Origin of the sequence: Gordonia sp. 852002-50395_SCH5434458 (assembly GCF_001665905.1) — a bacterium.
In the GTDB taxonomy this organism is placed as follows: domain Bacteria; phylum Actinomycetota; class Actinomycetes; order Mycobacteriales; family Mycobacteriaceae; genus Gordonia; species Gordonia jacobaea.
This window is the reverse complement of the sequence record NZ_LZTC01000011.1, coordinates 61,496-85,737: the sequence shown is the minus strand read 5'-3', so window position 1 is coordinate 85,737 and position 24,242 is coordinate 61,496. Positions and strand designations below refer to the sequence as shown.

Annotated in this window: 23 protein-coding genes and 1 tRNA gene; 11 read left to right on the top strand and 13 right to left on the bottom strand. The window is 65.7% G+C overall.

Going from position 1 to position 24,242, the window contains the following annotated elements; all coding sequences use genetic code 11:
• Window positions 1–5 precede the first annotated feature (5 nt).
• The 4 genes from catC (at window position 6) to A5785_RS01820 (ending at window position 3,498) form a co-directional block, all read left to right on the top strand.
• Window positions 6–290, top strand: a complete 285-nt coding sequence (catC, locus tag A5785_RS01835; RefSeq protein WP_049697859.1) for a muconolactone Delta-isomerase — start codon at window positions 6–8, stop codon at window positions 288–290.
• 85 nt (window positions 291–375) lie between these two features.
• On the top strand, window positions 376–1,254 hold the full coding sequence (gene catA, locus A5785_RS01830; RefSeq protein WP_049697860.1) for a catechol 1,2-dioxygenase: 879 nt from the start codon (window positions 376–378) through the stop codon (window positions 1,252–1,254).
• Window positions 1,255–1,319: 65 nt separating this feature from the next.
• The gene (locus tag A5785_RS01825) at window positions 1,320–2,915 is read left to right on the top strand and encodes an AAA family ATPase (RefSeq protein WP_049697861.1); all 1,596 of its coding nucleotides are present in this window, start codon (window positions 1,320–1,322) and stop codon (window positions 2,913–2,915) included.
• Between the two features lie 31 nt (window positions 2,916–2,946).
• Window positions 2,947–3,498, top strand: a complete 552-nt coding sequence (locus A5785_RS01820) for a molybdenum cofactor biosysynthesis protein (protein ID WP_049697862.1) — start codon at window positions 2,947–2,949, stop codon at window positions 3,496–3,498.
• Window positions 3,499–3,931: 433 nt separating this feature from the next.
• On the opposite strand, the gene A5785_RS01815 is transcribed toward A5785_RS01820, so the two are convergent.
• The 8 genes from A5785_RS01815 to A5785_RS01780 all read right to left on the bottom strand — a co-directional run bounded on the left by A5785_RS01815 (window position 3,932) and on the right by A5785_RS01780 (window position 12,564).
• Window positions 3,932–4,882, bottom strand: a complete 951-nt coding sequence (locus A5785_RS01815; protein WP_049697863.1) for a proline dehydrogenase family protein — start codon at window positions 4,880–4,882, stop codon at window positions 3,932–3,934.
• An 11-nt stretch (window positions 4,883–4,893) separates the two neighbouring features.
• Window positions 4,894–6,543: an L-glutamate gamma-semialdehyde dehydrogenase gene (gene pruA, locus A5785_RS01810; RefSeq protein ID WP_049697864.1), complete on the bottom strand. Its 1,650-nt coding sequence runs from the start codon at window positions 6,541–6,543 to the stop codon at window positions 4,894–4,896.
• Window positions 6,544–6,684: 141 nt separating this feature from the next.
• Window positions 6,685–7,476, bottom strand: a complete 792-nt coding sequence (locus A5785_RS01805; RefSeq protein ID WP_049697865.1) for an ABC transporter permease — start codon at window positions 7,474–7,476, stop codon at window positions 6,685–6,687.
• Complete coding sequence (locus A5785_RS01800) at window positions 7,476–8,357, bottom strand: 2-aminoethylphosphonate ABC transporter permease subunit (protein ID WP_049697866.1); 882 nt, start codon at window positions 8,355–8,357, stop codon at window positions 7,476–7,478. The genes A5785_RS01805 and A5785_RS01800 overlap by 1 nt, the downstream gene beginning before the upstream one ends.
• Window positions 8,354–9,532, bottom strand: coding sequence for an ABC transporter ATP-binding protein (locus A5785_RS01795; protein WP_049697867.1), 1,179 nt, complete (start codon window positions 9,530–9,532; stop codon window positions 8,354–8,356). The genes A5785_RS01800 and A5785_RS01795 overlap by 4 nt, the downstream gene beginning before the upstream one ends.
• A gap of 1 nt (window position 9,533) precedes the next feature.
• Complete coding sequence (locus tag A5785_RS01790; RefSeq protein ID WP_049697868.1) at window positions 9,534–10,583, bottom strand: 2-aminoethylphosphonate ABC transporter substrate-binding protein; 1,050 nt, start codon at window positions 10,581–10,583, stop codon at window positions 9,534–9,536.
• A 114-nt stretch (window positions 10,584–10,697) separates the two neighbouring features.
• Window positions 10,698–11,381, bottom strand: coding sequence for a phosphonatase-like hydrolase (locus A5785_RS01785; protein WP_082946513.1), 684 nt, complete (start codon window positions 11,379–11,381; stop codon window positions 10,698–10,700).
• 28 nt (window positions 11,382–11,409) lie between these two features.
• Complete coding sequence (locus A5785_RS01780; protein WP_049697869.1) at window positions 11,410–12,564, bottom strand: TIGR03364 family FAD-dependent oxidoreductase; 1,155 nt, start codon at window positions 12,562–12,564, stop codon at window positions 11,410–11,412.
• 98 nt (window positions 12,565–12,662) lie between these two features.
• Here A5785_RS01780 and A5785_RS01775 point away from each other — a divergent pair, with 98 nt between their 5' ends.
• The gene (locus tag A5785_RS01775) at window positions 12,663–13,196 is read left to right on the top strand and encodes an HD family phosphohydrolase (protein ID WP_049697870.1); all 534 of its coding nucleotides are present in this window, start codon (window positions 12,663–12,665) and stop codon (window positions 13,194–13,196) included.
• Window positions 13,193–13,900 carry a GntR family transcriptional regulator gene (locus A5785_RS01770; RefSeq protein ID WP_442902831.1) on the top strand — a complete coding sequence of 236 codons (708 nt, stop codon included), beginning with the start codon at window positions 13,193–13,195 and terminating at the stop codon, window positions 13,898–13,900. Before A5785_RS01775 ends, A5785_RS01770 begins: the two co-directional genes overlap by 4 nt.
• Window positions 13,901–14,053: 153 nt before the next feature.
• Here A5785_RS01770 and A5785_RS01765 read toward each other — a convergent pair whose 3' ends face one another.
• From A5785_RS01765 to A5785_RS01755, 3 genes are all read right to left on the bottom strand, one after another.
• Window positions 14,054–15,679, bottom strand: coding sequence for a PucR family transcriptional regulator (locus A5785_RS01765; RefSeq protein ID WP_049697872.1), 1,626 nt, complete (start codon window positions 15,677–15,679; stop codon window positions 14,054–14,056).
• Between the two features lie 106 nt (window positions 15,680–15,785).
• Complete coding sequence (locus A5785_RS01760) at window positions 15,786–17,957, bottom strand: glutamine synthetase III family protein (RefSeq protein WP_049697873.1); 2,172 nt, start codon at window positions 17,955–17,957, stop codon at window positions 15,786–15,788.
• A gap of 185 nt (window positions 17,958–18,142) precedes the next feature.
• Complete coding sequence (locus A5785_RS01755) at window positions 18,143–19,372, bottom strand: FUSC family protein (RefSeq protein WP_049697874.1); 1,230 nt, start codon at window positions 19,370–19,372, stop codon at window positions 18,143–18,145.
• 61 nt (window positions 19,373–19,433) lie between these two features.
• Here A5785_RS01755 and A5785_RS01750 point away from each other — a divergent pair, with 61 nt between their 5' ends.
• The 3 genes from A5785_RS01750 (at window position 19,434) to A5785_RS01740 (ending at window position 21,535) form a co-directional block, all read left to right on the top strand.
• Window positions 19,434–19,943, top strand: coding sequence for a MarR family winged helix-turn-helix transcriptional regulator (locus tag A5785_RS01750; protein ID WP_049697875.1), 510 nt, complete (start codon window positions 19,434–19,436; stop codon window positions 19,941–19,943).
• A gap of 95 nt (window positions 19,944–20,038) precedes the next feature.
• Window positions 20,039–20,470: an SRPBCC family protein gene (locus A5785_RS01745; RefSeq protein ID WP_049698080.1), complete on the top strand. Its 432-nt coding sequence runs from the start codon at window positions 20,039–20,041 to the stop codon at window positions 20,468–20,470.
• A 120-nt stretch (window positions 20,471–20,590) separates the two neighbouring features.
• Entirely contained in the window at window positions 20,591–21,535 is a 945-nt protein-coding gene (locus A5785_RS01740; RefSeq protein ID WP_049697876.1) for a type IV toxin-antitoxin system AbiEi family antitoxin domain-containing protein, read from the top strand.
• Window positions 21,536–21,677: 142 nt separating this feature from the next.
• Here the strand turns inward: A5785_RS01740 and A5785_RS01735 are convergent.
• Window positions 21,678–21,750 (bottom strand) — tRNA-Arg (locus A5785_RS01735).
• Window positions 21,751–21,883: 133 nt separating this feature from the next.
• On the opposite strand from A5785_RS01735, the gene A5785_RS01730 reads away from it, so the two are divergent.
• Window positions 21,884–22,699, top strand: coding sequence for an SDR family oxidoreductase (locus A5785_RS01730; protein ID WP_049697877.1), 816 nt, complete (start codon window positions 21,884–21,886; stop codon window positions 22,697–22,699).
• 8 nt (window positions 22,700–22,707) lie between these two features.
• Entirely contained in the window at window positions 22,708–23,466 is a 759-nt protein-coding gene (gene cobF / locus A5785_RS01725; protein WP_049697878.1) for a precorrin-6A synthase (deacetylating), read from the top strand.
• Window positions 23,467–23,478: 12 nt separating this feature from the next.
• Here the strand turns inward: cobF and A5785_RS01720 are convergent, their stop codons facing one another.
• Window positions 23,479–24,219, bottom strand: coding sequence for a 3'(2'),5'-bisphosphate nucleotidase CysQ (locus A5785_RS01720; protein ID WP_049697879.1), 741 nt, complete (start codon window positions 24,217–24,219; stop codon window positions 23,479–23,481).
• Between the last annotated feature and the right edge of the window lie 23 nt (window positions 24,220–24,242).

The following is a 24,242-nucleotide window of genomic DNA, read 5'->3' as shown; positions in this document are numbered from 1 at the left end:
CACCGATGCTCTTCCACGTACGCATGGACGTCAACATTCCCCACGACCTCGCTCCCGATGTCCGGGCCGAGACCGTCGCGCGCGAGAAGGCGTATTCGCAAGAGCTGCAACGCAAAGGCGCATGGCCACACATCTGGCGGATCGTCGGCGAGTACTCCAACTTCTCGATATTCGACGTCGCCGACAACGACGAACTGCACTCCATCCTGTCCGGACTTCCGCTGTTTCCGTACATGACGATCCACGTGACGCCCCTCGCCACCCACCCATCAGATATCGCCGCGGGCTGACCGACCCGCCCGCGGCCCACTTCTCGCTCAACTCGCAGCCCCTGGTCACCCAGCACACAGCCCGAAGTAACAAGGAGTATCCATCATGACGAACACCATCGACGCCAGCTTCAACGAAGAGGTCACCGCGAAGGCCGCCGAGTCGGGCGCCAATGCCTCGGCGCGCTTCCGTGAACGCATGGCCACCAGCGGATCTCGTGCAGGCGTCGTCGACGCCGAACGAGTCAACTACCTGGCGAGCAAGGCGGTGAAGGCGCTCAACGACATCGTCCTCGACGACCGCGTCACCTACGAGGAGTACAACGCCTTGAAGGCGTGGCTGATCAGGGTGGGTGAGGACGGCGAATGGCCGCTGTTCCTCGACGTCTGGCTCGAGCACTCGGTCGAAGAGGTTGCCAACGAGCATCGCGAGGGCAGCAAGGGCACCATCGAGGGACCGTACTACATCGAGGGCTCGCCCGAATTATCATGGAACGGAACCATTCCCATGCGCGACGACGAGCCGGGCACACCGATGGTGTTCTCCGGACAGGTGCGCGCTGTCGATGGCACACCGCTCTCGGGCGCCAAGCTCGAGCTCTGGCACGCAGACGATCTCGGCTTCTACTCGCAGTTCGCGCCGGGACTGCCGGAGTGGAATCTCCGCGGCACCTGGATCGCCGACGGCGAGGGGCACTTCGAGATTCACAGCCTGCAGCCCGCGCCGTATCAGATCCCCACAGACGGTGCATGCGGTCAGCTCATCGAGGCGGCGGGATGGCACGCCTGGCGACCCGCGCATCTGCACTTCAAGGTGAGCGCGCCGGGCTACGAGCTGATCACCACGCAGCTCTACTTCCCAGGTGATCCGCACAACGACGACGACATCGCCTCCGCCGTCAAGCCTGAACTGATGCTCGACCCGCAGCCGGTCGACGGCGGCGTCGCCGTGACGTACGACTTCGTCCTCGATCCCGAGGCCTGAGTCCAGCTTTCAGATCGGGCGTCCGCGTAATCGGACGCCCGATCGACGACCAGGGAAGGTCGATCATGTTGGTAGCACCGACAACACTCGTCGCGGGTACAACGTCGGACGACCTGGCGCGGGTTCGTGGTCAGGCGTCGTCGTGGCGTTCGCCCGAGATCGCCATCGCCGACCGGGATCTCACCGACGCGGCGCTGAGCGACCTGATCGCGACGGCGGATTCCCTTGGCGAGGACTCGTTCTCGCGTGTCGTCGGCGCGATTGTGTCGTCGCGGGCAGGCGACTTTGCGCCGATCCCACACCTCGACGCCGCCGTCGAGATCTTCCGGACCTTCTTACGACACGAGATGATCGACGGCTGGCTCTACGTCCGCGAGTCCGACGGTTACCTTCATCCGTATCTCGTCATGGACATCACGCTCGAGCACGGTGACCGAACACATGGTCCGCGAATCAAATTCACGATGGAAGCAGACAATGCCACCGTGAAGCGACCCTCACGTAAGCCTCGGGTTCTCTACTTCGAAGACACCGAGGTCGTCGGAAAGACACCCGCGGACGTGCTGTTGGCCGGCGGTGCGTACAAGGAGAGCAGCGACCTCAAGGCCGAGTACCAGGCGCGCCGTGACCGCTACCAGCACATCATCGACACCGGTTTCGGACAGCAATACACGTTCAGCGGCAGGGTGATTCGTAACGACGACTATCGCTCGCCCAACTCGCGAAACGATCGCAAGGTGGTGCACGACGTCGCACCCGACGAGATCGCACCACTGCGCATGGTCGCCGCCTCGGTACTGTTCGACAGCAACCGTTACGGCGGAGACGATTTCGGTCCCGTGCCGGTCACCACAGCGGTGCGGGTATTCGATCTCGGAGCGCAGGACTTCCTCGACGTCAACACCGCCGACCTCGCCGAGTACGTCTACGAGACACACCTGCAGGACAAACTCGTTCTACCCGACGATCAACGAGAACTGCTGAACATCCTCACGACAGACATTTCGGTGTTCACCGGCGACATCATCGGCGGTAAGTCGGCAGGCAACGTCATCCTCGCCAAGGGAAGGCCGGGCGTCGGGAAGACACTTACCGCCGAGGTCTATGCCGAGGTCACCGGACGTCCGCTCTACTCGATCCACTCCGGATCACTGGGCATCACAGCCGAATTGGTGCGCAAGAACCTCGAAGTGATCTTCGATCGCGCCAAGCGATGGGACGCGGTTCTCCTGCTCGACGAAGCCGACGTGTTCGTCATGGAGCGCGGACTCGATCTCGCGCAGAACGCCATCGTCGCCGAATTCCTGCGCACCCTCGAGTATTTCGACGGCTTGCTGTTCCTCACCACCAACCGCATCGACGGTGTCGACGAAGCGATCCTCGCCCGCTGTGCAGCGATCATCTCTTACGCGCCGCCCGGACCGAAGGACGCCCGACAGGTCTGGCAGATCCTGGCTGCCGGCAACGACGTCATCCTGGGGGAGGACCTGCTCGACGACCTCGTGGGCGGGTTCCCCGACATCACACCGCGCGACATCAAGATGCTCCTACGGCTCGCGCTGCGTATGGCGCGGCATCGTGACGTCGAACTCGACGCATCGGTGTTCGCGAGCAGCGCGGTGTTCCGAGGGCTGACGTACGTGCCGCGTTCGGAGAGATGACCGGTCGATGCGGGCTGCGTAGCCTGGGAGCATGGAGTTCAGGTACGACGTCGAGATCGTGACGTTCGTCGTCTCGCCTGCACACGCCTACTTCGGACGACCGAAGGACGGTCCGGCCGCAGACGTGCCGACCGAGACGCCGTCGAGCGTTGAGATAGTCGCCGACAAGGGGATTCGCGGTGACAGGTTCTTCGGCGTGCGCGCTCACACCGAAGCGGCCGTGACGTTCTTGGCGCTAGAAGCGTGGGAGGCGGCGGCCGGTGACGCCGACCCGGTTGTCGCCCGTCGCAACGTGGTGGTGCGTGGCCTCGAACTCGACCCGTTGCGCGGGAGGGAGTTCAGCGTCGACACCGGCGACGGTCCCGTGCGATTCCGCGGCGGACGTCCGGCGCACCCGTGCGCGTGGATGGACACGATGGCCGGCGAGGGTGCCCGTAAGGCGCTGATCGGTCGCGGCGGCCTGCGGGCGCAGCCGCTGACCTCGGGGACGCTGCGCGTGGGCCGGGCGTCGATCGTCACCGACATCGAACTCGACGCCGCCCGCGCCGCCGCACAGGTCAAGCGCGCGCAGCCGCTGGGGTGAGCCCCCGCTGGTCGAGCGAGCCCCCCGCTGGTCGAGCGGGCGCGAGCGTAGCGAGCACCCGAGTCGAGACCACCCCTCCCGCTGGTGATCTCGACAAGCTCGATCAGCGGTAGACGGTTCGCTCCGCGGGTGGCCCCCCGCTGGTCGAGCGGGCGCGAGCGAAGCGAGCACCCGAGTCGAGACCACCCCTCCCGCTGGTGATCTCGACAAGCTCGATCAGCGGTAGACGGCTCGCTCCGCGAGTGGCCCCCCGCTGGTCGAGCGGGCGCGAGCGTAGCGAGCACCCGAGTCGAGACCACTTTGGCTGGCGGTGATCTCGACAAGCTCGATCAGCGGGTAGAGCTCGATCAGCGAAAAACGGCTCGATCATTGGGCCCTACCGCTGGTCGAGCGGGCGCGAGCGTAGCGAGCACCCGAGTCGAGACCACCCCACTCAGCCGGACACCAGCGCGCGCAGGAAGAAGCCCAGGTTGGCGGGCTTCTCGGCGAGGCGTCGGACGAAGTAGCCGTACCACTCCTGGCCGTAGGGGATGTACACGCGGACGGCGTGGCCGGCGGTGGCCAGGCGCTGTTGCTCGTCGGCTCGGATGCCGTAGAGCATCTGGTGTTCCCAGCTGTGTGGCTCCCGGCCGAACTCGATCGCCATCAGCTCGGCCGCCTCGATCATCGTCGGATCATGGCTGGCGACCATCGGATATCCGGTGCCCTTCATCAGGATTCGTAGACATCTCAGATACGCCTCGTCGATCAGTGAGCGTTCGGGATAGGCGACCGACGCGGGCTCGGAGTAGGCGCCCTTGCACAGCCGGATGCGAGCGCCGGATGCCGCGAACTCTTGACAGTCGTCCTCGGTGCGACGCAGGTATGCCTGCAAAACCGTTCCCAATTCAGGGTATTCGCCGCGCAGAGTCCTGACGATGTCGAGTCGTTCGTCGACGGTGCCGTGGTCCTCGGCGTCGACCGTGACCAATACGCCTGCCGCGGCAGCGGCACCACAGATGGTGTGCGTGTTCTCCTCGGCAATCTTTCGACCATGCCGCGGCAGACACTGGCCCAGCGCAGTGAGCTTCAACGACACTTCCAGTGCCCCTGGCGGCGCCTCGAACTGCGACATCCCCTGCAGGAGACTCAGATACGCCGCGACCGTCGCCGACGCCTGAGTTTCGTCGGTGGTGTCCTCGCCGAGGTGGTCGATGGTCACCGACAGTCCGCTGCCGAGTGCGTCGGCGATTGCCGCGAGTGCGTCGGATTCCGACTCGCCCGCAACAAAGCGGTCGACGACGCGTTCGGTGACCGGAAGCCGCTGCGATGTCTGCTTGATGCGTTGGCTCCCCGCCGCGCGTGTGATCACCGGGCGCAGAACCGAATCGAAGAGTGCGCTCATGTCATGTCACCTCAGTCCTTCTCGGTGGCATCAGTTGCCATGTGCGGGTAGGCCGAATCTTTCGGCGGTACAAAGGTTTCCTTGATGGTCCGCGTCGACGTCCAGCGCATCAGGTTCGCTTTCGAACCTGCCTTGTCGTTGGTGCCCGATGCGCGCGCCCCACCGAACGGCTGCTGGCCGACGACGGCGCCGGTCGGTTTGTCGTTGATGTAGAAGTTGCCTGCCGCGTTGCGCAGCAGATTCGACGCCGTCGACACGGCGGCGAGGTCGGTGGCGATGATCGAGCCGGTCAGCGCGTACCGCGCGGTGGAATCGACCATGCGCAGCGTCGATGCGAAGTCGGCGTCGTCGTAGACGTGGACAGACAAGATGGGTCCGAAGTACTCGGTGGAGAAGGCTTCGTCGGTCGGGTCGTCGCCGAGCAGCACCGTCGGCCGGACGAAGTAACCCTCGGTGTCGTCGCACTGCCCGCCGACCGCGACGGTCGTCGAGGCGACGGTCTTCGCACGGTCGATCGCGGCGACCTGCTTGTCGAAGGCGCGTCGGTCGATCACGGCACCGCCGAAGTTGGACAGGTCCCGTACATCGCCGTAGGTCAATTCGGCTGCCTCGCTGAGGAAGTCGTCGCCCATGCGATCCCACACCGAGCGCGCGACATACGCGCGCGATGCGGCCGAGCACTTCTGCCCCTGATACTCGAAGGCGCCGCGAATCAGGGCGGTGCGCAACACATCCGGGTCCGCTGACGAATGCGCGACGATGAAGTCCTTGCCGCCCGTCTCGCCGACGACGCGCGGGTAGTTGCGATAGTCGTTGATGCGGTTGCCGACTTCGCGCCACAGATGCTGGAAGGTTGCGGTCGAGCCGGTGAAGTGGATGCCCGCGAGATTCTCGTCGGCGAGCGCGACGTCGGACATCGCGCGTCCGTCGCCGTTCACCAGATTGATGACGCCGGCCGGGAGTCCGGCCTCTTCGAGGAGCCTCATGGTGATGTGCGCGGCGTACGCCTGTGTCGGAGAGGGCTTCCACACCACGGTGTTGCCCATCAGCATGGGTGCGGTCGGGAGATTGCCGGCGATGGCGGTGAAGTTGAATGGTGTGATGGCGTAGACGAATCCGTCGAGCGGACGGTGATCGAGGCGATTCCACACACCCGGCGACGACATCGGCTGCTCGGCGAGGATCTCCCGCGCGAACTCGACGTTGAACCGCCAGAAATCGACGAGCTCGCACGGCGCGTCGATCTCGGCCTGCTGCACAGTCTTCGACTGCCCGAGCATCGTTGCGGCAGCTAGCTTTTCACGCCACGGTCCGCTGAGCAGGTCTGCCGCGCGCAGGAGTACGGCCGCTCGATCGTCGAAAGTGGTGTGCGCCCAGGACTCCTGCGCTGTCATCGCCGCGTCGACGGCGGCGCGGGCATCGTCGTGGGTGGCGTTGGTCATCGTGCCGAGCACCTCGTGATGAGAGTGTGGCTGCACGACGTCGAGTCGCTCACCGTCTCCGATGTGCGCCGCGCCACCGATGATGTGCGGCAGCTCCGCCGGTTCGGCCGACGACTGTCGCGAGAGTTCCTCGACGATCCGTCGACGTTCCGGGGTGCCGAGCGCGTAGGTGTGCACCGGCTCGTTGATTGGGCGTGGGGGAGTGGTGATCGCATCCATGGTCTCAGTCCATCGAGACGGAGACGATTCGGCTATGTCCAATCGGCCAACGTCGATGCAAACAGTTCAGCGGATTGCACAACGGAGATCGCGCAACGGCGCCCGATTGCACGGCAACCGGACGTCCGTCGTGCCAGCCGCCTACGCTGCTCGCGTGCGGATTCTGCCGAGAACAGTGAGCGCGACCAGCGTCGTCGCCAGCAGCACCGTCGTGCAGGCTGCCGCCGAGAAGACCTGACCGCGATCGGAGAGTCCGAAAATGGTCACCGGCAACGTCTTCCAGGTCGCGGGGTACACCATGACCGTCGCGCCGAGCTCACCCATCGAGAGTGCCACCGCGAGACCTGCGGCAGCCCCGAGTGCGGGCGTCAACAGAGGTAGCGTGACGCGGGTCAGCACGCGGAACGGGCTGGCGCCCAACGATTCCGCCGCCTGCTTGTAGGCGGGATCGAGTCGTTCCAACGCAGCGGTGACCGAACTGAACGCGAAGGCCAGGACGAGCACGGTGTGCGCCACGATCACGATCCAACGGGTGCCGCCCAAGAGCAACGGCTTCGAGTTGAAACTGATCAGCAAACCCAACCCGATGGCGACCGAAGGCACCGCGATCGGCAGGTGGAAGACCGCGTCGGTGAATCGGCGTATCGGCGCGGGCGCCTCCCTGGACGAGAGCGCGGCCCAGGTGCCGAGAACCAGCGCGATGGCGCCGGCGATGAAGGCCGTCTGAATGCTGACCGACAGCGATGCCAGGTTCTCGCCCGAGAGCGCATCCCCGAAATGGTTGAGACCCAGGTTCGACGGCAGTGGGCCCGTCCACGAGCCTGCGAACCCGGCGATGACGACGGTGGCAATCGGTGCGACGAAGACCACGAGTACGACGACCGCGAAGATCGTCCAGGTGATTACCCGGCTGGCGCGAGTCCAGAGCAACATCAGATCTTCTCCCTGCGAGTCGTGATGCGTGCGAACAACAATCGGTAGGCGCCGTACAGGGCAAGTGACAGTGCGACCTGGACAGTCGCGATCACCGCCGCCCCCGGCAGGTCGAACGTGACGATGCCACGGGTGTAGATCAGGACGGGCAGCGTCGTGACGTCTTTGGCGCCCGTGAAGGCGACGATGCCGAACTCGTTGAGCGTCAACAGCAGAACCAGGCTTCCGCCCGCTGCCAACGCGGGCCACGCTTCGGGAAGGATCACCGAGCGGAGCACCCGCAACGGCGAAGCGCCCAGCGATGCAGCCACATTCAGTTGATCCGTCGACATCATCGCGAACGCGGCCAACAGCGGTCGGACGACGAAAGGGGTGAAGAAGGTGATCTCGGCGAGGATCACGCCCCACGGCGTCGTGAGAAAGTGCAGTGGACGTTCTCCGGTCACCGCGGCGATCGCCGAGTTCACCGCTCCCGCAGAGCCATACAGAAATGTGAACGCCAGGGTGATGAGAAACGAGGGCAGTGCGAGCACTGTATCGATCATGCGCGCCACCAGGCCCGAACCTGGGAAGGGCACGAACGCCAGGACCACGGACAAAAACGTGCCGAGCACAACGCATCCGACCGTCGACGCGATCGCGATCCACGCGGTCGTGGTCAACGCCCGCACGAACGCCTCGCTGCTCAACACTGCGCCCCAGGTGCTTTGACCTTGACCGTCAGCGGATTCGGCCAGCATCCGGATCAGCGGATACACCGCGATGACGGCGATCACCACGAGAGGCGGCAACGCCCAGACGAGTGCTCCGAGGCGACGCGGTGCCTGATTCGACGGCGGTGGTGCGGACGTCGCCTGCTCCGCGAGGGTTGCCGACGTCATCGCGGACCTCCGGCTGTGTCGACCAATGTGCCTGCCGGGTCGGGCAACCGCACGCCGACGACCTCGTCGACCGGGTGGTCGGCGCGGCCCGCGACGTCGGCGTCGATCAGTTGATCGGGCAGACCGTCGACGGCGAGCGTCAAGCGTGTCGACGCCCCGCGCCAGACCGACGTCGTCACGCGGGCACGCAGTGATCGCTGTGCACCGACTGCGGTCACTTCGATTTCGTGTGGGCGGATGCACAGGTGCGCAGGCAATCCCGGCGTCCACCTCGACATCGGTTCCGGGGCGGTCGCCGACAGCATCTTCTCACCGACCTCGACCAAAGCCGTTGCGCCGGACACGCGTCCGACCTTGCAGGGGAGAAGATTGGCGCCACCGAGGAACGACGCCGTGAAGCCCGACGGTGGTCGAGACCACAGTTCATCGGTTGTGCCGATGTCGACGAGGCGAGCATCGCGCATGACGCCGATCCGATCTGCCAGCGCGAGGGCCTCGGTCTGATCGTGCGTCACATACAGCATGGTGGTGTCGGGCAATGCATCTCGCAGTCGTTGGAGCTCCCCGACCATGGTCTGGCGTAGGGCGGCGTCGAGCGCAGCGAGTGGTTCGTCGAGCAGTAGGACGTCGGGCTTGATGGCCAGTGCCCGGGCAATGGCCACGCGCTGCTGCTGTCCGCCGGAGAGTTCGCGGGGCAGGCGTGAACCGTACTCGGACATGCTGACCATGCCGAGTGCTTCCTCGACCCGCTCGCCGACCTCGCGCTTGGAGAGTTTGCGTGCTCGCAACCCGAAGGCGACGTTGTCACGCACCCGCATGTGTGGGAAGAGTGCGTACGACTGCACGACGACGCCGATCCCGCGACGTGCGGGCGGAAGGTCGGTGATGTCGTTGCCGGACAGTCGAACCCGACCGGCTGTCGGGCGCACGAACCCTGCGAGCGACTTGAGTGCCGTCGACTTTCCGGAACCACTCGGACCAAGCAGCGCGACGGTCTCACCACGGCTGACGCGCAACGTGAAGTCGCGCAACGCATCTGTGGAGTTCTTACCGCGTCCATAGGAGACGGTCACGCGATCGAAGGCGATCGCCGGTTGCTGTGGGGAGGCCCCCGAGGGGGTCGACGCCGAGAGCTCGGCGTCGACCTTCCTGCGAGTCAACGGATTCTGTGCCATGTCAGTTACCGGTTGCCTTCTGATATGCGGCGACGTCGGCGTCGAGCGTGGAGAGCACCGACTTCCAGTCCGGATGCCAGATCGTCACGCCTTGGATTGTCTGTGCGGGGCTCGGCGACGTGGTGGGCGCGGCGACGTCGGTGCGAACGGAGACGCCGAGAGCGTCGGTGCCGACCGTGTTCTGTACGTCCTTCGAGAGCAGGAACGTGAGCAGCTTCTTGGCGTCGTCGGCGTGCGGTGCTCCCTTGGTGATTCCCGCGAAGTACGGCAGCGACACCGTGGTTCGCGACCCGTCAGGCATCGCGGGGAAGAACAGGTCGAACTTCGAGCCGTCGTCGCGGATCGATGCGAGGTTCATCTGTACGTCACCGTTGGCGACGAGGAGTTCGCCGTTGCTCACCTTCGGCTGCAGCTTTCCGGTCGAGCTCGACGGCCCGACGTTGTTGGCCTGCAACTTGCCGAGGTAGTCGAGCGCACCCTGCTTGCCCATCAGATGTTGCAGGAGCAGGAGTACCGCGGTGCCGTCGCCTGCCTGGCCCGGCGTCGAATACTGGATCTTGCCCTTGAAACGAGAGTCGAGAAGGTCATTCCACGACGCGGGCGCAGGCTGTGCGGACGGGTTGCGGATGAATGACAGATAGTTGTCGACGATGCCGACGTAGTTGCCGCCGACGGCAGACGGATCGACGCCGGTGGTGTCGACGCCCGGTGCCGTGAGAAGTCCGTCGGCGTCGGCCTTCTGGATGAACGGGGGCAGCGTGACGAGCAGGTCGGCCTGCGGGTTGGACTGCTCTTTCTGCACGCGCGAGACGACCTCGCCCGAGCCTGCCTCGACGATATTGACCGAAATACCGGTCTGGTCTTTGAATTTGGCGAACTCGCTCTTGTACCAGGTACCGAGTCCGTCTGCGGTGTAGACGGTCAGTGTCTTGCCGCCGCCGGAATCGGACGATCCCGTACCGCCGCAGGCCGCAGTCAGTGTGACCGCTGCGACCGTCGCAGCAAGAGCGACGGCTCGCATCGAGGTGCGAGTGAGACGTGAAATGCGCATGAGAGAACCCCCTGTGGGTGATGAAGTGGGCGTGGCGGATGGCGCTGTGCTGCGCCGATGCAGCACAACGGATGTGGATGGATGGTGAAATTCTGGGTGGTGTCGACCGGGTGATCAGTTGCCGAACAATGCTGCGGCGGCACCGATGTCGGCGACGACATCGGTTGCGCCTGCCGCGCGAAGGGTGTCTTCGTCATGTGCGCCGGTCAGTACGCCCGCGACGATGCCCGCGCCGGCGCGCACGCCGCTGGTGATGTCATTGGCGGTGTCACCGACGACCGCAACCTGACGCACATCGTCGATGCGCAGCGTGATGAGGGCCGAGAGGATCATGTCGGGAAAGGGCCTGCCGCGCAGAGTGTCCGACGGCGCGATGACGAGGTCGGCGAGATCGTGCCAGCCGAGGGAGTCGATGAGTAGTTTCTGAGTGTTCGCGCTGAAGCCAGTGGTCAGCGCGACCTTGATTCCTGAGTCACGCAGCTGTGAAATGGACTGTGCCGCACCGTCGATAGGGGTGGCACCGCCGTCGGCGATCTGCGCGTCGTACGCCTTCTCGAAGGCCGCATTGGCCGCCTGGGCGCGTGCTTCGTCGCCATCGACGAGGTGCCGGAAGACGGTGATCTTGGATTGCCCCATCGTGTCGACGACGTATTGCCTCACCTCGTCGTGGCTGGGGCCGTCGGTGGGTAGGCCTGCGGCTGCTGCCGCGGCGTCGAACGCGGCGAGGACCGAGCCGCCGTCGGCGACCGTCGTGCCTGCCATGTCGAGGACTGCGAGTGTGATCGGGTTGTCGGACAAGGTATTTCCCTTCAGGTGTGGCGTGTGGTCAGAGGTTCATGAGGTCTGCGGTGTCTTCACCGATCGCGGGGCCGAGCGTCATTCCACGCCCACCCGGGCCGGTGACGACCCAGACGCCTGGCGAGACCTCGCTGCGGTAGACGAGTTCTGAGGAGTCGAGGCACTGCGAGTAGACACCTGCCCAGCGTCGTGCGATGGGCGGAAGGCGTCGCCCGAGCAGGTTCTCGACGACCGAAACCAGATGTTGGTAGGGGTCTTCGGTGACGTCGAAGCCGAAGATGTCGGCGTCGTCGCCGTCCGCGGTGCGGTCATAGGCGTGTGTGTCGCCGATCGTCAGGCCGCCGTCGAGGCGTTGCACGCACAGCAGTTGCATGTGGTGTTCGGCAGCGACCGGTGACTGCGACTGCACGCGGCCGAGGTGGTCGAGGGCCTCGCCTGCGAATGCGGGGTAGTAGCGGAAGCTGTCGCCGTCGGCGATCGCGGTGGTGAGCTTCTCATCGAACGGCGCGGTCTGCATCATCTGCAGCCTGACCCGGCGGACCGGTGGTTGCTCGCCGACCAGTTCGCGTAGCAGACCCGAGTGCGCGGCGCCGGTGCACACGACGACGGCGTCGCCGCGATGGGTGGCACCGGTGTCGTCGGTGACCTCGACCGTCCCCGACGTCGACGTCACCGACCGCACCTCACGCCCGCCGAGATACTCGAAACGCCCGGTGGTGGAGAGGAACCCACGCAATGCGGGGAGTGCGACACGAGATTCGACGGCTCCGTCGCGTGCGCAGTGCAGACCCGCGACATAGGTGCCCTGCAGTGCGGGATTGATCGCGCGCACGTCGGAGGGATCGAGGAGTGTGAACTCGCGTTGGGCGGAATCACTCTGTGCGAGAGTCTCTTCCGCGACGGCCAGCTCAGCAGCGGTGCGGACGAGTGTGATCGAGCCGCACGGCCGGAAGCCGATACCGGGAACGTCGGCTCCGATCTTCTCCCAGAGGTCACGTGAGCGCTGCACCGCGGGGAGTTCGTCCGCCGAACGTCCGGACACCCAGACGAGTCCGAAGTTTCGGACTGTAGCGCCGCGCGCCTCACGCTCTCGTTCGAGCAACAGCACCTCGTGTCCGCGCTCGATGGCGGCACGCGCATGCGACGTACCGAGGATTCCGCCTCCGATGATGATCACCTTCATGCGAACTAGTCTGCTGGTTTGGTCTAGACCAATAAAGGTCCTTTCGGAGAACTCTGGGTTAACTCTTGGTCTAGACCAGATTGGGTACAGTGAATCTCATGTGTGCGGATGTGGTTGCAGAGGTCGAGGACGTGCTGCGCTCGCTGCGCGGAGTCTGGGACGAAGAGGCCGTCGACGAGCTCGATCACGCGCTGCAGGCGGGCCGCAATGCCGTGGTGGCAGGCGCGGATGACGAACTGGTGCTCGCCGCTGTGCTCCACGACGTCGGGCACAGTCGCCTCGTCGAGTCCACTGCTCGCCACGACGACGATGCGCGGGCCTGGCTGACTCCTCGATTCGGCGAACGTGTCGGATGGCTTGCGGGTTCGCATGTCGCGGCGAAGAAGTGGCTGGCGGCTCACGATCCGGCCTACACGGATGGGCTGACCGCGACATCGGTCGCCTCGCTCGCGGAGCAGGGAGGCGCAGGCGATCTCGGTGCGGAGTGGACACGGCACCCGTGGTGGCCAGATGCCCTCGCATTGCGCCGATTCGACGACGCCGCGAAGATTCCCGGGGCTTCGGCACTCTCGATCGACGAGGTCGTGGTGGTGGCCCGGCGTGTGCTCGACGTCGAGCGGGGTGGCCACTGATGGCGCCCGAAACTCAGCCGAAGTACGTGCGGGTGCGGACTGAACTCGAGCACGTCCTCGCCGATCTCGAAGAGGGCGACTCGGTGCCATCCGAACGCGTGCTGTCCGAACGTTTTTCGGTTGCGCGCGAGACGGTGCGGCAGGCGTTGCAGGAACTACTCGTCGAGGGCCGGATCGAACGGCGCGGGCGCGGAACGGTCGTGTCGGCGCCAAAGATGGTGCAGCCGTTGTCGTTGAAGTCCTACACCGAGGGAGCGCGCCAGTTCGGCCGGGTACCCAGCCGTATCATGGTGACATTCGCCGACGCCGTACCCGAAGAATCCGTCTGCGCAGGTTTGGGTTTGGCGCCTGGTTCGACCGTGATGCACCTTGAACGCGTGCTGCTCGCCGACGGCCAGAAGCTCGGGCTGGAGAGTACGTTTCTCCCGAAAGAGCGATTCGGGCACTTCTACGAGACCTTCGATCCGGAGACCTCGTTGTACACCGCGATCCGTGCCGAGGGCGTCACGTTCGCCAGCGCCGAGGAGCGGATCGAGACGGCGCTGCCGAGCCCCCGGCAGGCCGGGCTGCTGGAGACGTCGACCGCCATGCCGATGTTGCTGCTGCGCAGGAGATCTCTCGACGCCGACGGCCAGCCCGTCGAGGTGGTGTGGTCGCTCTTCCGCGGCGACCGCATCGCCTTCGAGGCCACGCTGCGGGAGTGAGTCGCTGCGGGGGGAGTGGTTTCGACTCGGCTGCTCGCTGCGCTCGCGGCCGGCTCAACCAGCGGAACGGGCGCCGGCTCAACCAGCGGAAAGGGTCAAGCTGCATCCCGCTGGTCGAGCTTGTCGAGACCGCCTCTGCGGGACCAGCGCCGCTCAGCCGGCGGGCCGCGGGACCCGGAGCGTCAGCGCGACGACCAGGCGGGTGGTCGGGTCGTCGAGGTCAATGCCCGTCAGCTCCTGCACGCGACGAATGCGGTAGCGCAACGTGTTCGGATGGATGTGAAGCGCGGCGGAGGCCGCGCGGACGTCGCCGAAATGGTCGAGGTAGGCGCGCAGCGACGGTGTGAGTTCACTTCCCGACGTTTCGTCGCGCGCCGCGAGGTCGAGGACGCGCGCGTCGATCAGCTCCGGGTTTTCTTCGATCAGCGCGACGATCTCGCCGAGCAGCACTCCCGTCGTCGACGCCGCGACCGTCGTGACGGGCTCGATCAGATCCGATTCACGTTGTGCCGCATCGAGAACGCGATCAGTCTGAGTCCGCAATGTCGGTGCAGACCCGAGTCCCGCGGCGGGCCCAGCGACCACGGCCCGTGCGTCGACACCGAACTGTCGACGCGCCGCCGCAACCGCCGAGCGGGCCCACGCGACCGTTGTCGCCTGATTGGCAGCGGGAAGTACGACGTAGGCGCGTGGTCCGAGCGTCGACGTCACCGACAACGGGCTGAATGCGCTGGCGTGCAACGTCAATGCGGAGATCATCGCGGGTGTTGGCGCGGCCACCGATGCTCTCGACGGGTCGGTGAGCAGGCCGCCGAAAGCAACCACCATAAGGTCCGCGTCGGACGATATGCCCAGTTGGTTACCAAGGAACTCCGAGTCGATCGTCTCGCCGCGCGCTCCGAGAAGTCTGCGTACCAGTTCGTCGTGCCCGCTGCCCGCGCTGCGTCGTCGAGAAATGATGCGCGCTGCGACAGCGGCGGCGCCCGCGAGAATGTCGGAGGTGTTGTCGGCGAACCGATCTCGCCCTTCCTGCAACCAGATCGCGCCGAGGTAGTCGCCGACTCCCTGCTCGTGCGGAGAGCGGATCGAGATCGCCAGCCGCGGGCGCAACCCGAGTTCGCTGCGTTCCTCGACGGACACCAGTGTCTCGGTGGTGCGCAGCGCATCCAGCACGCCCCACTGGCGCAACCAGGCGAGCATCTCCGGTGGTCCCTCGCGCCCGAGGATCGACAATCGTCGAAGCTCGTCGGCTTCGTCGCCGGCGCTGCTGTAGGCGAGTACATGGGAACGCGCGTCCTCGATGCTGACGAGCCCACCGGTGCGGCGCGCGACCTCTGCGGCGAGTTCGAAGAGGTCGCCGATGCTGCCCGCCTGCATGGATTCGGCCCCGGGCGGTGCCGACGACGCATCCAGCACCCGCAGCACGAGTCGGTAGATGCGTTCCCACCGAGCATGCGGATCGACGTCGATGACCGCGACGGAATGCTCGGCGATGCGGGAGATGGCTTCGGCAGACGGCGATTTGAGCATGACGGCGACGGGCATCTGCGCTCCGAACCCGTCGAGCCAACCGACAACGTCGTCGGCGTCGACCCCGACCATCAGGAACAGGTCCGCGTCGCGCGCCGACGTGTGTAGCGGCAGGCGCAGGTCGTCGGGGTCGATGAGCGCGACCGAGTCGATCACGACGTCGAGGCCCCGCGGTGCGGCAGCCAGTGACGCCAGCGTCGCGTCGAGCGCGAGCAACAGCCGCCCCACACCGACACCGGATTCATCCATATCGACAAAGATACCGACCAGACCTGGCTGATCGTCCAAGAAAGTTCGTGAAATGCGACGTGCCCGCCGGGAGATATCCCGGCGGGCACGCTGCGTGGTGTTCGCGTCAGAGAATGGTCAGCATCTCGTTGTACGTCGGAAGCGGCCACAGATCGTCGGCGACGACTCCCTCGAGTGCGTCGGAGACGTCGCGCACGCCGTTCATCGCGGGGATCAGCGACTTCAGTGCGTACTCCGACTCCTCCTCGACGGTCTCTCCGTGGAAGCCCTCGATAGCGGACTCGAGCGTATCCATGGCGGCGTTGAGCTCGCTGACCTTGCCGGTCATGGTGCCCAGCGCCGGGGTCTCCATCTCGATGCCCGCAGCCTTGAGGCTGGCCGCGGTGCTCGCGAGTTCGCCCATGTAACGCGTTGCCGCGGGCAGGATCATCGTCTTGGCGATCTCGAGTGTCTCCTTGGCCTCAACCAGCAGGGCCAACGAATACTGTTCGAGCACAACGTCTTTACGCGCCTCGAGCTCGCGCTCGGACAGGATGCCGTACTTGCTGAACACCTCCTTGATCTCCGGGAGGTCGTACTGCTCCATCGCGTCGACGGTGGTGCGGAGGTTCAGCAGACCGCGCGACGCGGCCTCCTCCTGCCACTCGTCGGAGTAGCCGTTGCCGTTGAAGACCACCTTGCCGTGCTCGGTGATGATGCCCTCGAGCAGTTTCTGCACTGCGGCGTGGAACTCGGTTCCCGCAGCGATCTCCTTGTCGAGGAAGTCGGCGACGTACTCGAGCGAATCGGCGAGCATCGCGTTGATCGCGATCATCGGGTCGGCGATCGACTGGTTGGAGCCGGGCGCGCGGAACTCGAAACGGTTGCCGGTGAAGGCGAACGGGCTGGTGCGGTTGCGATCGCCGGCGTCGGCCTTGAACGGCGGCAGCGTGTCGACGCCGAGTTCGATGACGCCCGACGTCTTGCTCTCCTTGGCACCACCCTTCGCGATCTGGTCGAAGATGTCGGAGAGCTGCTCGCCGAGGAAGATCGAGATGATCGCGGGCGGCGCCTCGTTGGCGCCCAAGCGGTGATCGTTCGACGCCGAGGCGATCGAGGCACGCAGGAGGCCGCCGTACTTGTGCACGCCGCGGATGATCGCCGCGCAGAAGACGAGGAACTGCTCGTTCTCGTGCGGGGTGTCGCCGGGGTTGAGCAGGTTGCCCTGGTTGGAGTTGCCCATCGAGAAGTTGACGTGCTTGCCCGAGCCGTTGACTCCGGCGAACGGCTTCTCATGCAGCAACGCGATCATGCCGTAGCGCTCTGCGACCTTCTTGATGGTGGTCATCATGAGCTGCTGGTGATCGTGGGCGATGTTCGAGCGCTCGAAGACCGGGGCGATCTCGAACTGTCCCGGTGCGACCTCGTTGTGGCGGGTCTTGGCCGGGATGGCCTGCTTGAACAGTTCGCGGTCGAGCTCGATCATGAACGCGAGCACACGGTCGGGGATCGCCCCGAAGTAGTGGTCGTCGAACTCCTGACCCTTCGACGGCTTGGCGCCGAACAGCGTGCGGTTCGTCGTCATCAGGTCGGGGCGGGCGAAGTAGAAGTGGCGGTCGATCAGGAAGTACTCCTGCTCCGGGCCCGCGTACGAGACGACGGTGTCGACGTCCTCGTGGCCGAACAGTCGCAGCACGCGCATCGCCTGCTTGCTCATGGCCTGCTGGCTGCGCAGCAGCGGCACCTTCTTGTCGAGGGCCTCGCCGGTCCACGAGATGAAGATCGTGGGGATGCACAGCGTGTTGCCGTTGGGGTTCTCCAGGATGTACGCCGGGCTGGTGACGTCCCATCCGGTGTAACCGCGGGCCTCGAAGGTGCCGCGCAGGCCGCCGTTGGGGAAGCTCGACGCGTCGGGCTCGCCCTGCAGCAGCGTCTTACCTGCGAATTCGGCGAGCGAACCGTCGGCGCCGTCGGGTTCGAGGAAGGAGTCGTGCTTCTCGGCGGTGAATCCGGTCAGCGGGTAGAAGACGTGCGCGTAATGCGACGCACCCTTCTCGATGGCCCAGTCCTTCATCGCGGAAGCTACGTAGTCGGCGAGGGTCGGGTCGAGTGGAACGCCCTTGTCGATGGTTGCCGCGACAGCCTTGAAGACGTGCTTGGGCAGGCGGGTCTTCATCGCCGAGAGGGTGAAGACGTTGCGGCCGAAGGTGTCTGCCAGGGGCTCGGGGAAGCCGTCGCATTCCATCTCATACGTGGTCACGGCCTCGATGGCCTGACGGCGGGACATGCTGCCACTCATACATAAACTCCTGGGTCGGCTCTCCGGTTGCGACGCGTGTGCGCCTGTCGTGGCCGGGTGGCCCCGAAGAGTGAGTGTCGTTGGTTCAAGCAAAACGACGCTATGAGGACCAGGTACCCAGGTCATTGCCTCCATGTGACGCTCGTGAAAACACGCTTCACAATGGTGCGGAAGCCGTCAGGTTGCTAGCTGCGCGAACGATTCGACGCCGAGTTCGGTTGGGACAGCTCGGTGTCGGAGTTCTCCGGCGCAGGTGCGTTCGCGGCGTGTGCACGCAGCGCCGCAATATCGTGTCCGCGGACCGCCAGGGCGGCCACGACGATGCCGACCACGATTCCGATCGCGGTGTCGAGAACGCGATCGACGGCCGCCTCGGGACTCAAACCCGCGCTGAGGCCGGTGAGCAGGAGTGCCATGGGTGTCACCGCGAGTGAGCAGAGTGCGTAGTTGACGGTCGAGAGGATCTCGGCGAGCACCTGGAATATGACGATTCCCGCGACCGCGCCCCAGTATCCCAGCGGCACCGCGAGGAGTATTCCCGCGATCACCGCGCCGCCCAGATTGCCCAGCAGTCGCTGGACTCCGCGTCGAACAGTGAGGTGATACTCGACGCCCTGCATCGCCGCGACCGCACCCATCGCGGCCCACATCGGGTGATCGAGATGGACGGCGACGGCGATCGTCGCCGCGATCGCCGCAGCGATGGCGATGCGGATCGCGGTGACGGCGAGGTGCTTGCGATGCGCGGGGGCCTGTCCGCCCGCGAGGGTGACCCAGATCGATTCACGTTGCGCTGGAGCGGTTTTCGACGTGTTGTCGTGTGTTCTCGATTTCGGGAGTCGCGACCTGAGTAGCTCGACGAACCACGGAGCCAGCGCGATGAGAATGCCGATCACGGCGCCGATCGCCGAGGCGAGCGTCGCGCGGCCGATGTCGGCTGCACTGTGTGCGTACCCTGCTGCGCCGGTCGCGGCGAAGACGAAGATGACGGCGCCCGGTCCGACGATGCGCAGCGCCGACACGACATAGCACGCGATCCCGGCCAGCACGGCGGTCACGACGATCTCGGTGACGATGGAATTCGCGTAGGTGCCCATCGTCGCGCCGACCGCGATGACCGCGGTGACCCCGACGCCGAGCGCGATGAGTCGGGGAGCGCGGACGGGGTAGGGGTCGGGTCGGCAGAATGCCGAGACCAGCGCGCCGAGTGCAGCGAGTCCCGCGAGGTCGCGCAAGCCGAGCAGTGCACCGACGACGAGGACAACGCCCACGGCCACACCCACCCGCAGCGGGGCGGCAACGCTGGTGCGGCTGAAGTCGAGTCGCAGGGCGTCGCGCCAGGTGGTCGGGCTCACGACGTGCTGCAGGGCTGCGCCGCGGACACGGACGTGCGGGGTGATCAGGGAGCTCTGCATTCGACTAATTTATCACTGTTTTACTAGTGAAGTAAATGAAGGTGCTAGTTATGATCGTCACGTGACCGACATCCCCGACGCCCGAGCGAGCCGTGACCTGGTCGACCGGATCGAAGCGGAATGGGCACGGTCGTATCCGCACCTCGACATCGAGCCGATCGGCATCCTCGGTCGGATTCAGCGCATCGCGACGGTCTCCAACCACCGACTCGACCGCAAGCTGGAGGCGCACGGGATCGGACGGTCGGAGTTCGACGTCCTCAGCGCTCTGGCCAGGTCGGATCGCCCACTGCGCGCCAGTGAGGTGGTGTCGACGACCATGCTGAGCGGGGCGTCTATCACCAAGATCAGCGAGACGCTCTCGCGGCGCGGACTGCTTGCGCGACGAAAGTCCGAGCGCGACGGCAGGGTGGTGCTGCTGGAACTGACCGAGGCGGGACGGGCACTGGTCGACGCCGAACTCCCCAACAGACTCGCCGACGACGCCGATGTTCTCTCCCCGCTGAGCGCCGACGAGCGCGCACAACTCGTCGATCTTCTGCGACGGATCTCGGCGGACCTGGGCGAGTGAGGCGCGACCCGATTGTCGACGTCGACAACGGGTAATGGAACATTGTCCGTAGTTGCGTCCACCGCCGTCTTGGCGGAACAACACGAGGAGTGCAGATGCCAGGGGTGAGCCACAGCGCGGTGATCGATGTGCCACGTCAAAGGGTGTTCGACTACGTCAACGACTACAACAACGTGCCCGGCTACATGTTCGGGATCACTCGCTTCGATCCGACCACTGACCACACCTCAGGTCTCGGCGCGACGTTCAATGCCGAGATGAGCGTGGGGCCGAAGGTGCTCAAGTCCACTGTCGAGACCAAGGAATGGGTCGACGGTGAGCTGATCGCGCTGGTGTCGGTCGACGGCTTTCCCGCGAACACGACCTGGCGATTCGCCGACGCCGACGGTGGAACGAAGGTCGAGGTGGAGTTCCAGTACAAACTGCCCGGCGGACTCAGCGGGCGTGCGCTCGGTGCCATTCTCGAGCCGTTCGTCGGCCAGGCGATCAAGCAGACCGACAACAACCTGCGGTCGCAGCTCGTCTGACGCCTCGGGCTCCGAGTTGCGTGGTCCCCTCGGGGGCATTTTTGTACCCGTACGTCCCACACAACTTTGGCCTGTGGATAGATTTTCGGCGTCGCGTCGGATGTGCGACATCCTGAGCGGGTGCGATCCGACGAGGGGTGGCTGGCGCTCGCGCACCGGCAGGACAACATCGCGACACGTGCGCAGCTCGCTGAGGCAGGCGTCGACAAGCGAACCGTGCGGCGGCGAGTCAGCAGCGGCGAGTGGAAGGCGTTCGGCCCGCGAGTTCTGATGCTCGCTCCAGGTGCTCCGAGCGAGACTCAGCGCGTCTGGATCGGTGCGCTACACCCTTGTGGCACAACAGCTCTGGCAGGTCGCGCTGCTCTGTCGGCGCATGGGTTGAAGGGCTGGGAGGATGGGCCAGTCGTGTTCCTTGTCGGAGCAGACGATCGCAGCGCGCGGAGGGCGCCTGACGGAATCGACTACGTCCGTACCCGCCACGACCTGACCTCGCTCTCCGTGCAACGCGCGGGAATGGCGACGCTGCGGGTCGAGCCCGCGACCCTCACATTGGCTTCGGCGCTCAATGCTGGTGCGTGGGGTGAGCATGCGTCGGCACGGTCGGCGGGCGGTCTTCTCGCCGCCGTGGTGCAACAGCGACTGACAACGGCCGAGGCTCTGCTCTCCTGGTGCGACAAGCTGCCGCGGCTGCGCCATAAGCCTCTGCTGCGCGGATTCCTCGACGACATCGCGGGTGGCTCGGAGTCGATGGCCGAAATCGACCTGGTCACGATGTGCCGTGACTTCTCCCTGCAACCTCCCGTGCGTCAGCGTCCTCGCACCGACAGCGATGGTCGACGCCGCTACACCGATGGCGAATGGGATCTGCCCGACGGATCGACGGTGGTGCTCGAGGTCGACGGGTCGTTTCACAGGGACCACACGTCGTGGGAGGACGATCTACGTCGCCAGCGCCGATTGTCTACTCCCGGCCGCCGCCAGCTGCGTTGTACCGCCGTGGAATTGCGCACGGAGCCCGAAGAAGTGGTCAAAGATCTCCTGGCCGCCGGAGTGCCGCGGATCTGAGTCGAGGCGTCGAGTTGCGTGGGATCCTCGGGGGCATTTTTGTACCCGCGTGTCCCACGCAACTGTTTGGTGCGCCCGCGGGAATCTCTCTTTAGCCACACAGTGGGCGCACACCGGCCGGAGGCCGGCAAGGATGTCAGTGTGCCCCCGGCAGGAATCGAACCTGCGACACCCGCTTTAGGAGAGCGGTGCTCTATCCACTGAGCTACGAGGGCGGGTCGTGAAGACCGACGGAGGCAGTCTACGTGACGGGCCGATCCGCGATCGGAGCGGGAGCCGTTGCGCCAGGGCGGGCTCGGCTTAGGTGCTTCTGATCTCGCGGGCGCAGCGAGACGATACGGTGAAGCGGTGACACCATCTCAGCTCACCGTCCTCGTGACCGGCGCGACCAGTGGAATCGGCGAAGAGGTGGCGCGGCAGTTCGCCTCCGCGGGCCATCGAGTCTTCGGCACCAGTCGACACCCCGACAAGGTGGCCGATCCGATTCCCGGCGTGACCTACGTACGTCTCGACAACGCCGACTACGAGAGCGCGACGGAGTGCGCCCACGAGGTCGGCGCCGTCGACATCCTGATCAACAACGCGGGCGAGTCGCAGGCAGGCGCTCTCGAGGACACGCCGATCGGTGCTGTCGAAGATCTGTTCCGTATCAACGTGTTCGGGCCGATCGCGCTGACCAAGGCCGTGCTCCCGGGTATGCGTGAGCGGCGTCGGGGAACTGTCGTGATGGTCGGGTCGATGCTGTCGAGCTTCCCGGTCGCGTTCCGATCCAACTACGCCGCAACGAAGTCCGCGCTGAAGGCGTATGCGTTCGCGACCCGACGTGAGGTCGCGCCGTACGGGATCCGGATGATCAGCGTCGAACCGGGAACGATCGCCACCGGCATCGGCGATCGGCGCAGCATCTACATCGGTGAGAACTCGCCCTACCGTGACGAGTACGAAACCCTCGCGGCCGCAACGCGACATAACGAAGAAGAGGGCATCAGTGGGGCGGAGATGGCGGCGGTCATTGTCGACGCCGCACTCGCCGAGCATCCGAAGCCGTTCTACGCCAAGGGAAATTCTGCGGGACTCGTCTTCGCCTTGCGACGCCTCCTGCCGCGCCAGTTCATCCTCGACATGACCGCCCGCAAACACGGGCTGCGGCGCGTGAAGATCTGATTTCGACGATGCGAATAACGTTGCGGGTCATCGGGATCGGTCCCGGTGATCCACGGCAGATCACGCTCCAGGCGATCGAAGCGATGTCCGACGTCGAGGTATTCGTCGCGTTGGAAAAGGGGAGTGCGAAGACGAGGCTGCTCGACGCCCGCAAAGAGATCCTTGCGAGCCATGCCAATTCGTCGCACCGGCTCATCGAGATCGCTGACCCGCCGCGTGATCGCACGCCGGCCGACTACGACGCCGAGGTGCGGCGCTGGCACGCGGCACGAGCCGAGCTGATCGCTTCCGCGCTGCGTGACGAACTGCCCGGCGGGGGTGTCGCGGCGTTCCTGGTCTGGGGCGACCCGGCGCTGTACGACAGCACCCTGCGCATCGTCGACGATCTGTCCGACCGCCCCCACCTGACCCTCGACGTCGAGGTCATTCCGGGCGTGACGAGTGCGAGCGCGCTGACCGCCGCGCACGGAATCGTCGCCAACCGGATCGGCGAACCCATCCACATCACCACGGGGCGTCGGCTCGCCGACACACCGCCGGGCGTCGACTCCAACCAGATCGTGATGCTCGACGCCGACCTCGCGTTCCGGCAGACCGCAAACCCCGACGATCACATCTGGTGGGGCGCCTATCTGGGCACCTCGGACGAGATCCTCATCAGCGGCCGGGTGGGCGACGTGGGCGAGCGCATCGCCGCGGAGCGCGCGGCGGCCCGCGAGCGCGTGGGCTGGATCATGGACATCTACCTGCTGCGCAAACAGCGCTGAGCGGGCGGGTTGTCACCAGATCCGGGCGAGGACGCCGAGTAGGTCGTCGGCGATCTCGGATCGGCAGATGACGAAGTCGGGCATGTACGGGCGTGGGCGGTTGTAGACGATGGGCGAGCCGTCGAGGCGGCTGCAGTGCAGCCCCGCGGCGAGCGCGACGCCGACCGGGGCGCAGTTGTCCCATTCGTACTGGCCGCCCGAGTGCACGTATGCGTCGACATCGCCGCGGACCACGGCCATCGCCTTGGCGCCCGCCGACCCGATCTCGACCGGCGCCAGACCGAGTGCGCGCGATACCGCGGCCACTTCATACGTTCCGCCCCAACGGGATACGGCCATGCGATGTCGTAGCGGTTCGCTTGTGGGTTCGACGGTGTCGGTGCGGAACAACTCGCCGGTCGCGGGTAGCGAGACCGCCGCCGCTGTCACCACGCCGGACTCGGTGAGCGCGACGTGAACTGCCCAGTCGGCAGTGCCGGAAGCGAACTCGCGCGTGCCGTCGAGCGGGTCGATGATCCAGACGCGATCGGCTTTCGCGCGGTCGCCGACGTCGTCGGCTTCTTCCGAGAGCACAGCGTCGGAGCCGCGATGCCGGCGCAGCACGTTGCCGATCCACGCCTGGGCCATCGCGTCGCCGAGGTCGCCGAGTTGTCGACCACCCAGCAACTGCCCCGAGCGCACTCCGACGAGGATCTCGCCTGCGCCGTCCGCGATCCGAGCGGCGAGCTCGGCGTCGGAATGTGCGGAGATCATGCACTTACTAGAGCACACTGGAG

Coding starts and splice junctions, on each gene's coding strand:
- catC (WP_049697859.1), top strand. CDS start 6: ATGCTCTTCCACGTACGCATGGACGTCAACATTCCCCACGACCTCGCT.
- catA (WP_049697860.1), top strand. CDS start 376: ATGACGAACACCATCGACGCCAGCTTCAACGAAGAGGTCACCGCGAAG.
- A5785_RS01825 (WP_049697861.1), top strand. CDS start 1,320: ATGTTGGTAGCACCGACAACACTCGTCGCGGGTACAACGTCGGACGAC.
- A5785_RS01820 (WP_049697862.1), top strand. CDS start 2,947: ATGGAGTTCAGGTACGACGTCGAGATCGTGACGTTCGTCGTCTCGCCT.
- A5785_RS01815 (WP_049697863.1), bottom strand. CDS start 4,882: ATGAGCGCACTCTTCGATTCGGTTCTGCGCCCGGTGATCACACGCGCG.
- pruA (WP_049697864.1), bottom strand. CDS start 6,543: ATGGATGCGATCACCACTCCCCCACGCCCAATCAACGAGCCGGTGCAC.
- A5785_RS01805 (WP_049697865.1), bottom strand. CDS start 7,476: ATGTTGCTCTGGACTCGCGCCAGCCGGGTAATCACCTGGACGATCTTC.
- A5785_RS01800 (WP_049697866.1), bottom strand. CDS start 8,357: ATGACGTCGGCAACCCTCGCGGAGCAGGCGACGTCCGCACCACCGCCG.
- A5785_RS01795 (WP_049697867.1), bottom strand. CDS start 9,532: ATGGCACAGAATCCGTTGACTCGCAGGAAGGTCGACGCCGAGCTCTCG.
- A5785_RS01790 (WP_049697868.1), bottom strand. CDS start 10,583: ATGCGCATTTCACGTCTCACTCGCACCTCGATGCGAGCCGTCGCTCTT.
- A5785_RS01780 (WP_049697869.1), bottom strand. CDS start 12,564: ATGAAGGTGATCATCATCGGAGGCGGAATCCTCGGTACGTCGCATGCG.
- A5785_RS01775 (WP_049697870.1), top strand. CDS start 12,663: ATGTGTGCGGATGTGGTTGCAGAGGTCGAGGACGTGCTGCGCTCGCTG.
- A5785_RS01765 (WP_049697872.1), bottom strand. CDS start 15,679: ATGGATGAATCCGGTGTCGGTGTGGGGCGGCTGTTGCTCGCGCTCGAC.
- A5785_RS01760 (WP_049697873.1), bottom strand. CDS start 17,957: ATGAGTGGCAGCATGTCCCGCCGTCAGGCCATCGAGGCCGTGACCACG.
- A5785_RS01755 (WP_049697874.1), bottom strand. CDS start 19,372: ATGCAGAGCTCCCTGATCACCCCGCACGTCCGTGTCCGCGGCGCAGCC.
- A5785_RS01745 (WP_049698080.1), top strand. CDS start 20,039: ATGCCAGGGGTGAGCCACAGCGCGGTGATCGATGTGCCACGTCAAAGG.
- cobF (WP_049697878.1), top strand. CDS start 22,708: ATGCGAATAACGTTGCGGGTCATCGGGATCGGTCCCGGTGATCCACGG.
- A5785_RS01720 (WP_049697879.1), bottom strand. CDS start 24,219: ATGATCTCCGCACATTCCGACGCCGAGCTCGCCGCTCGGATCGCGGAC.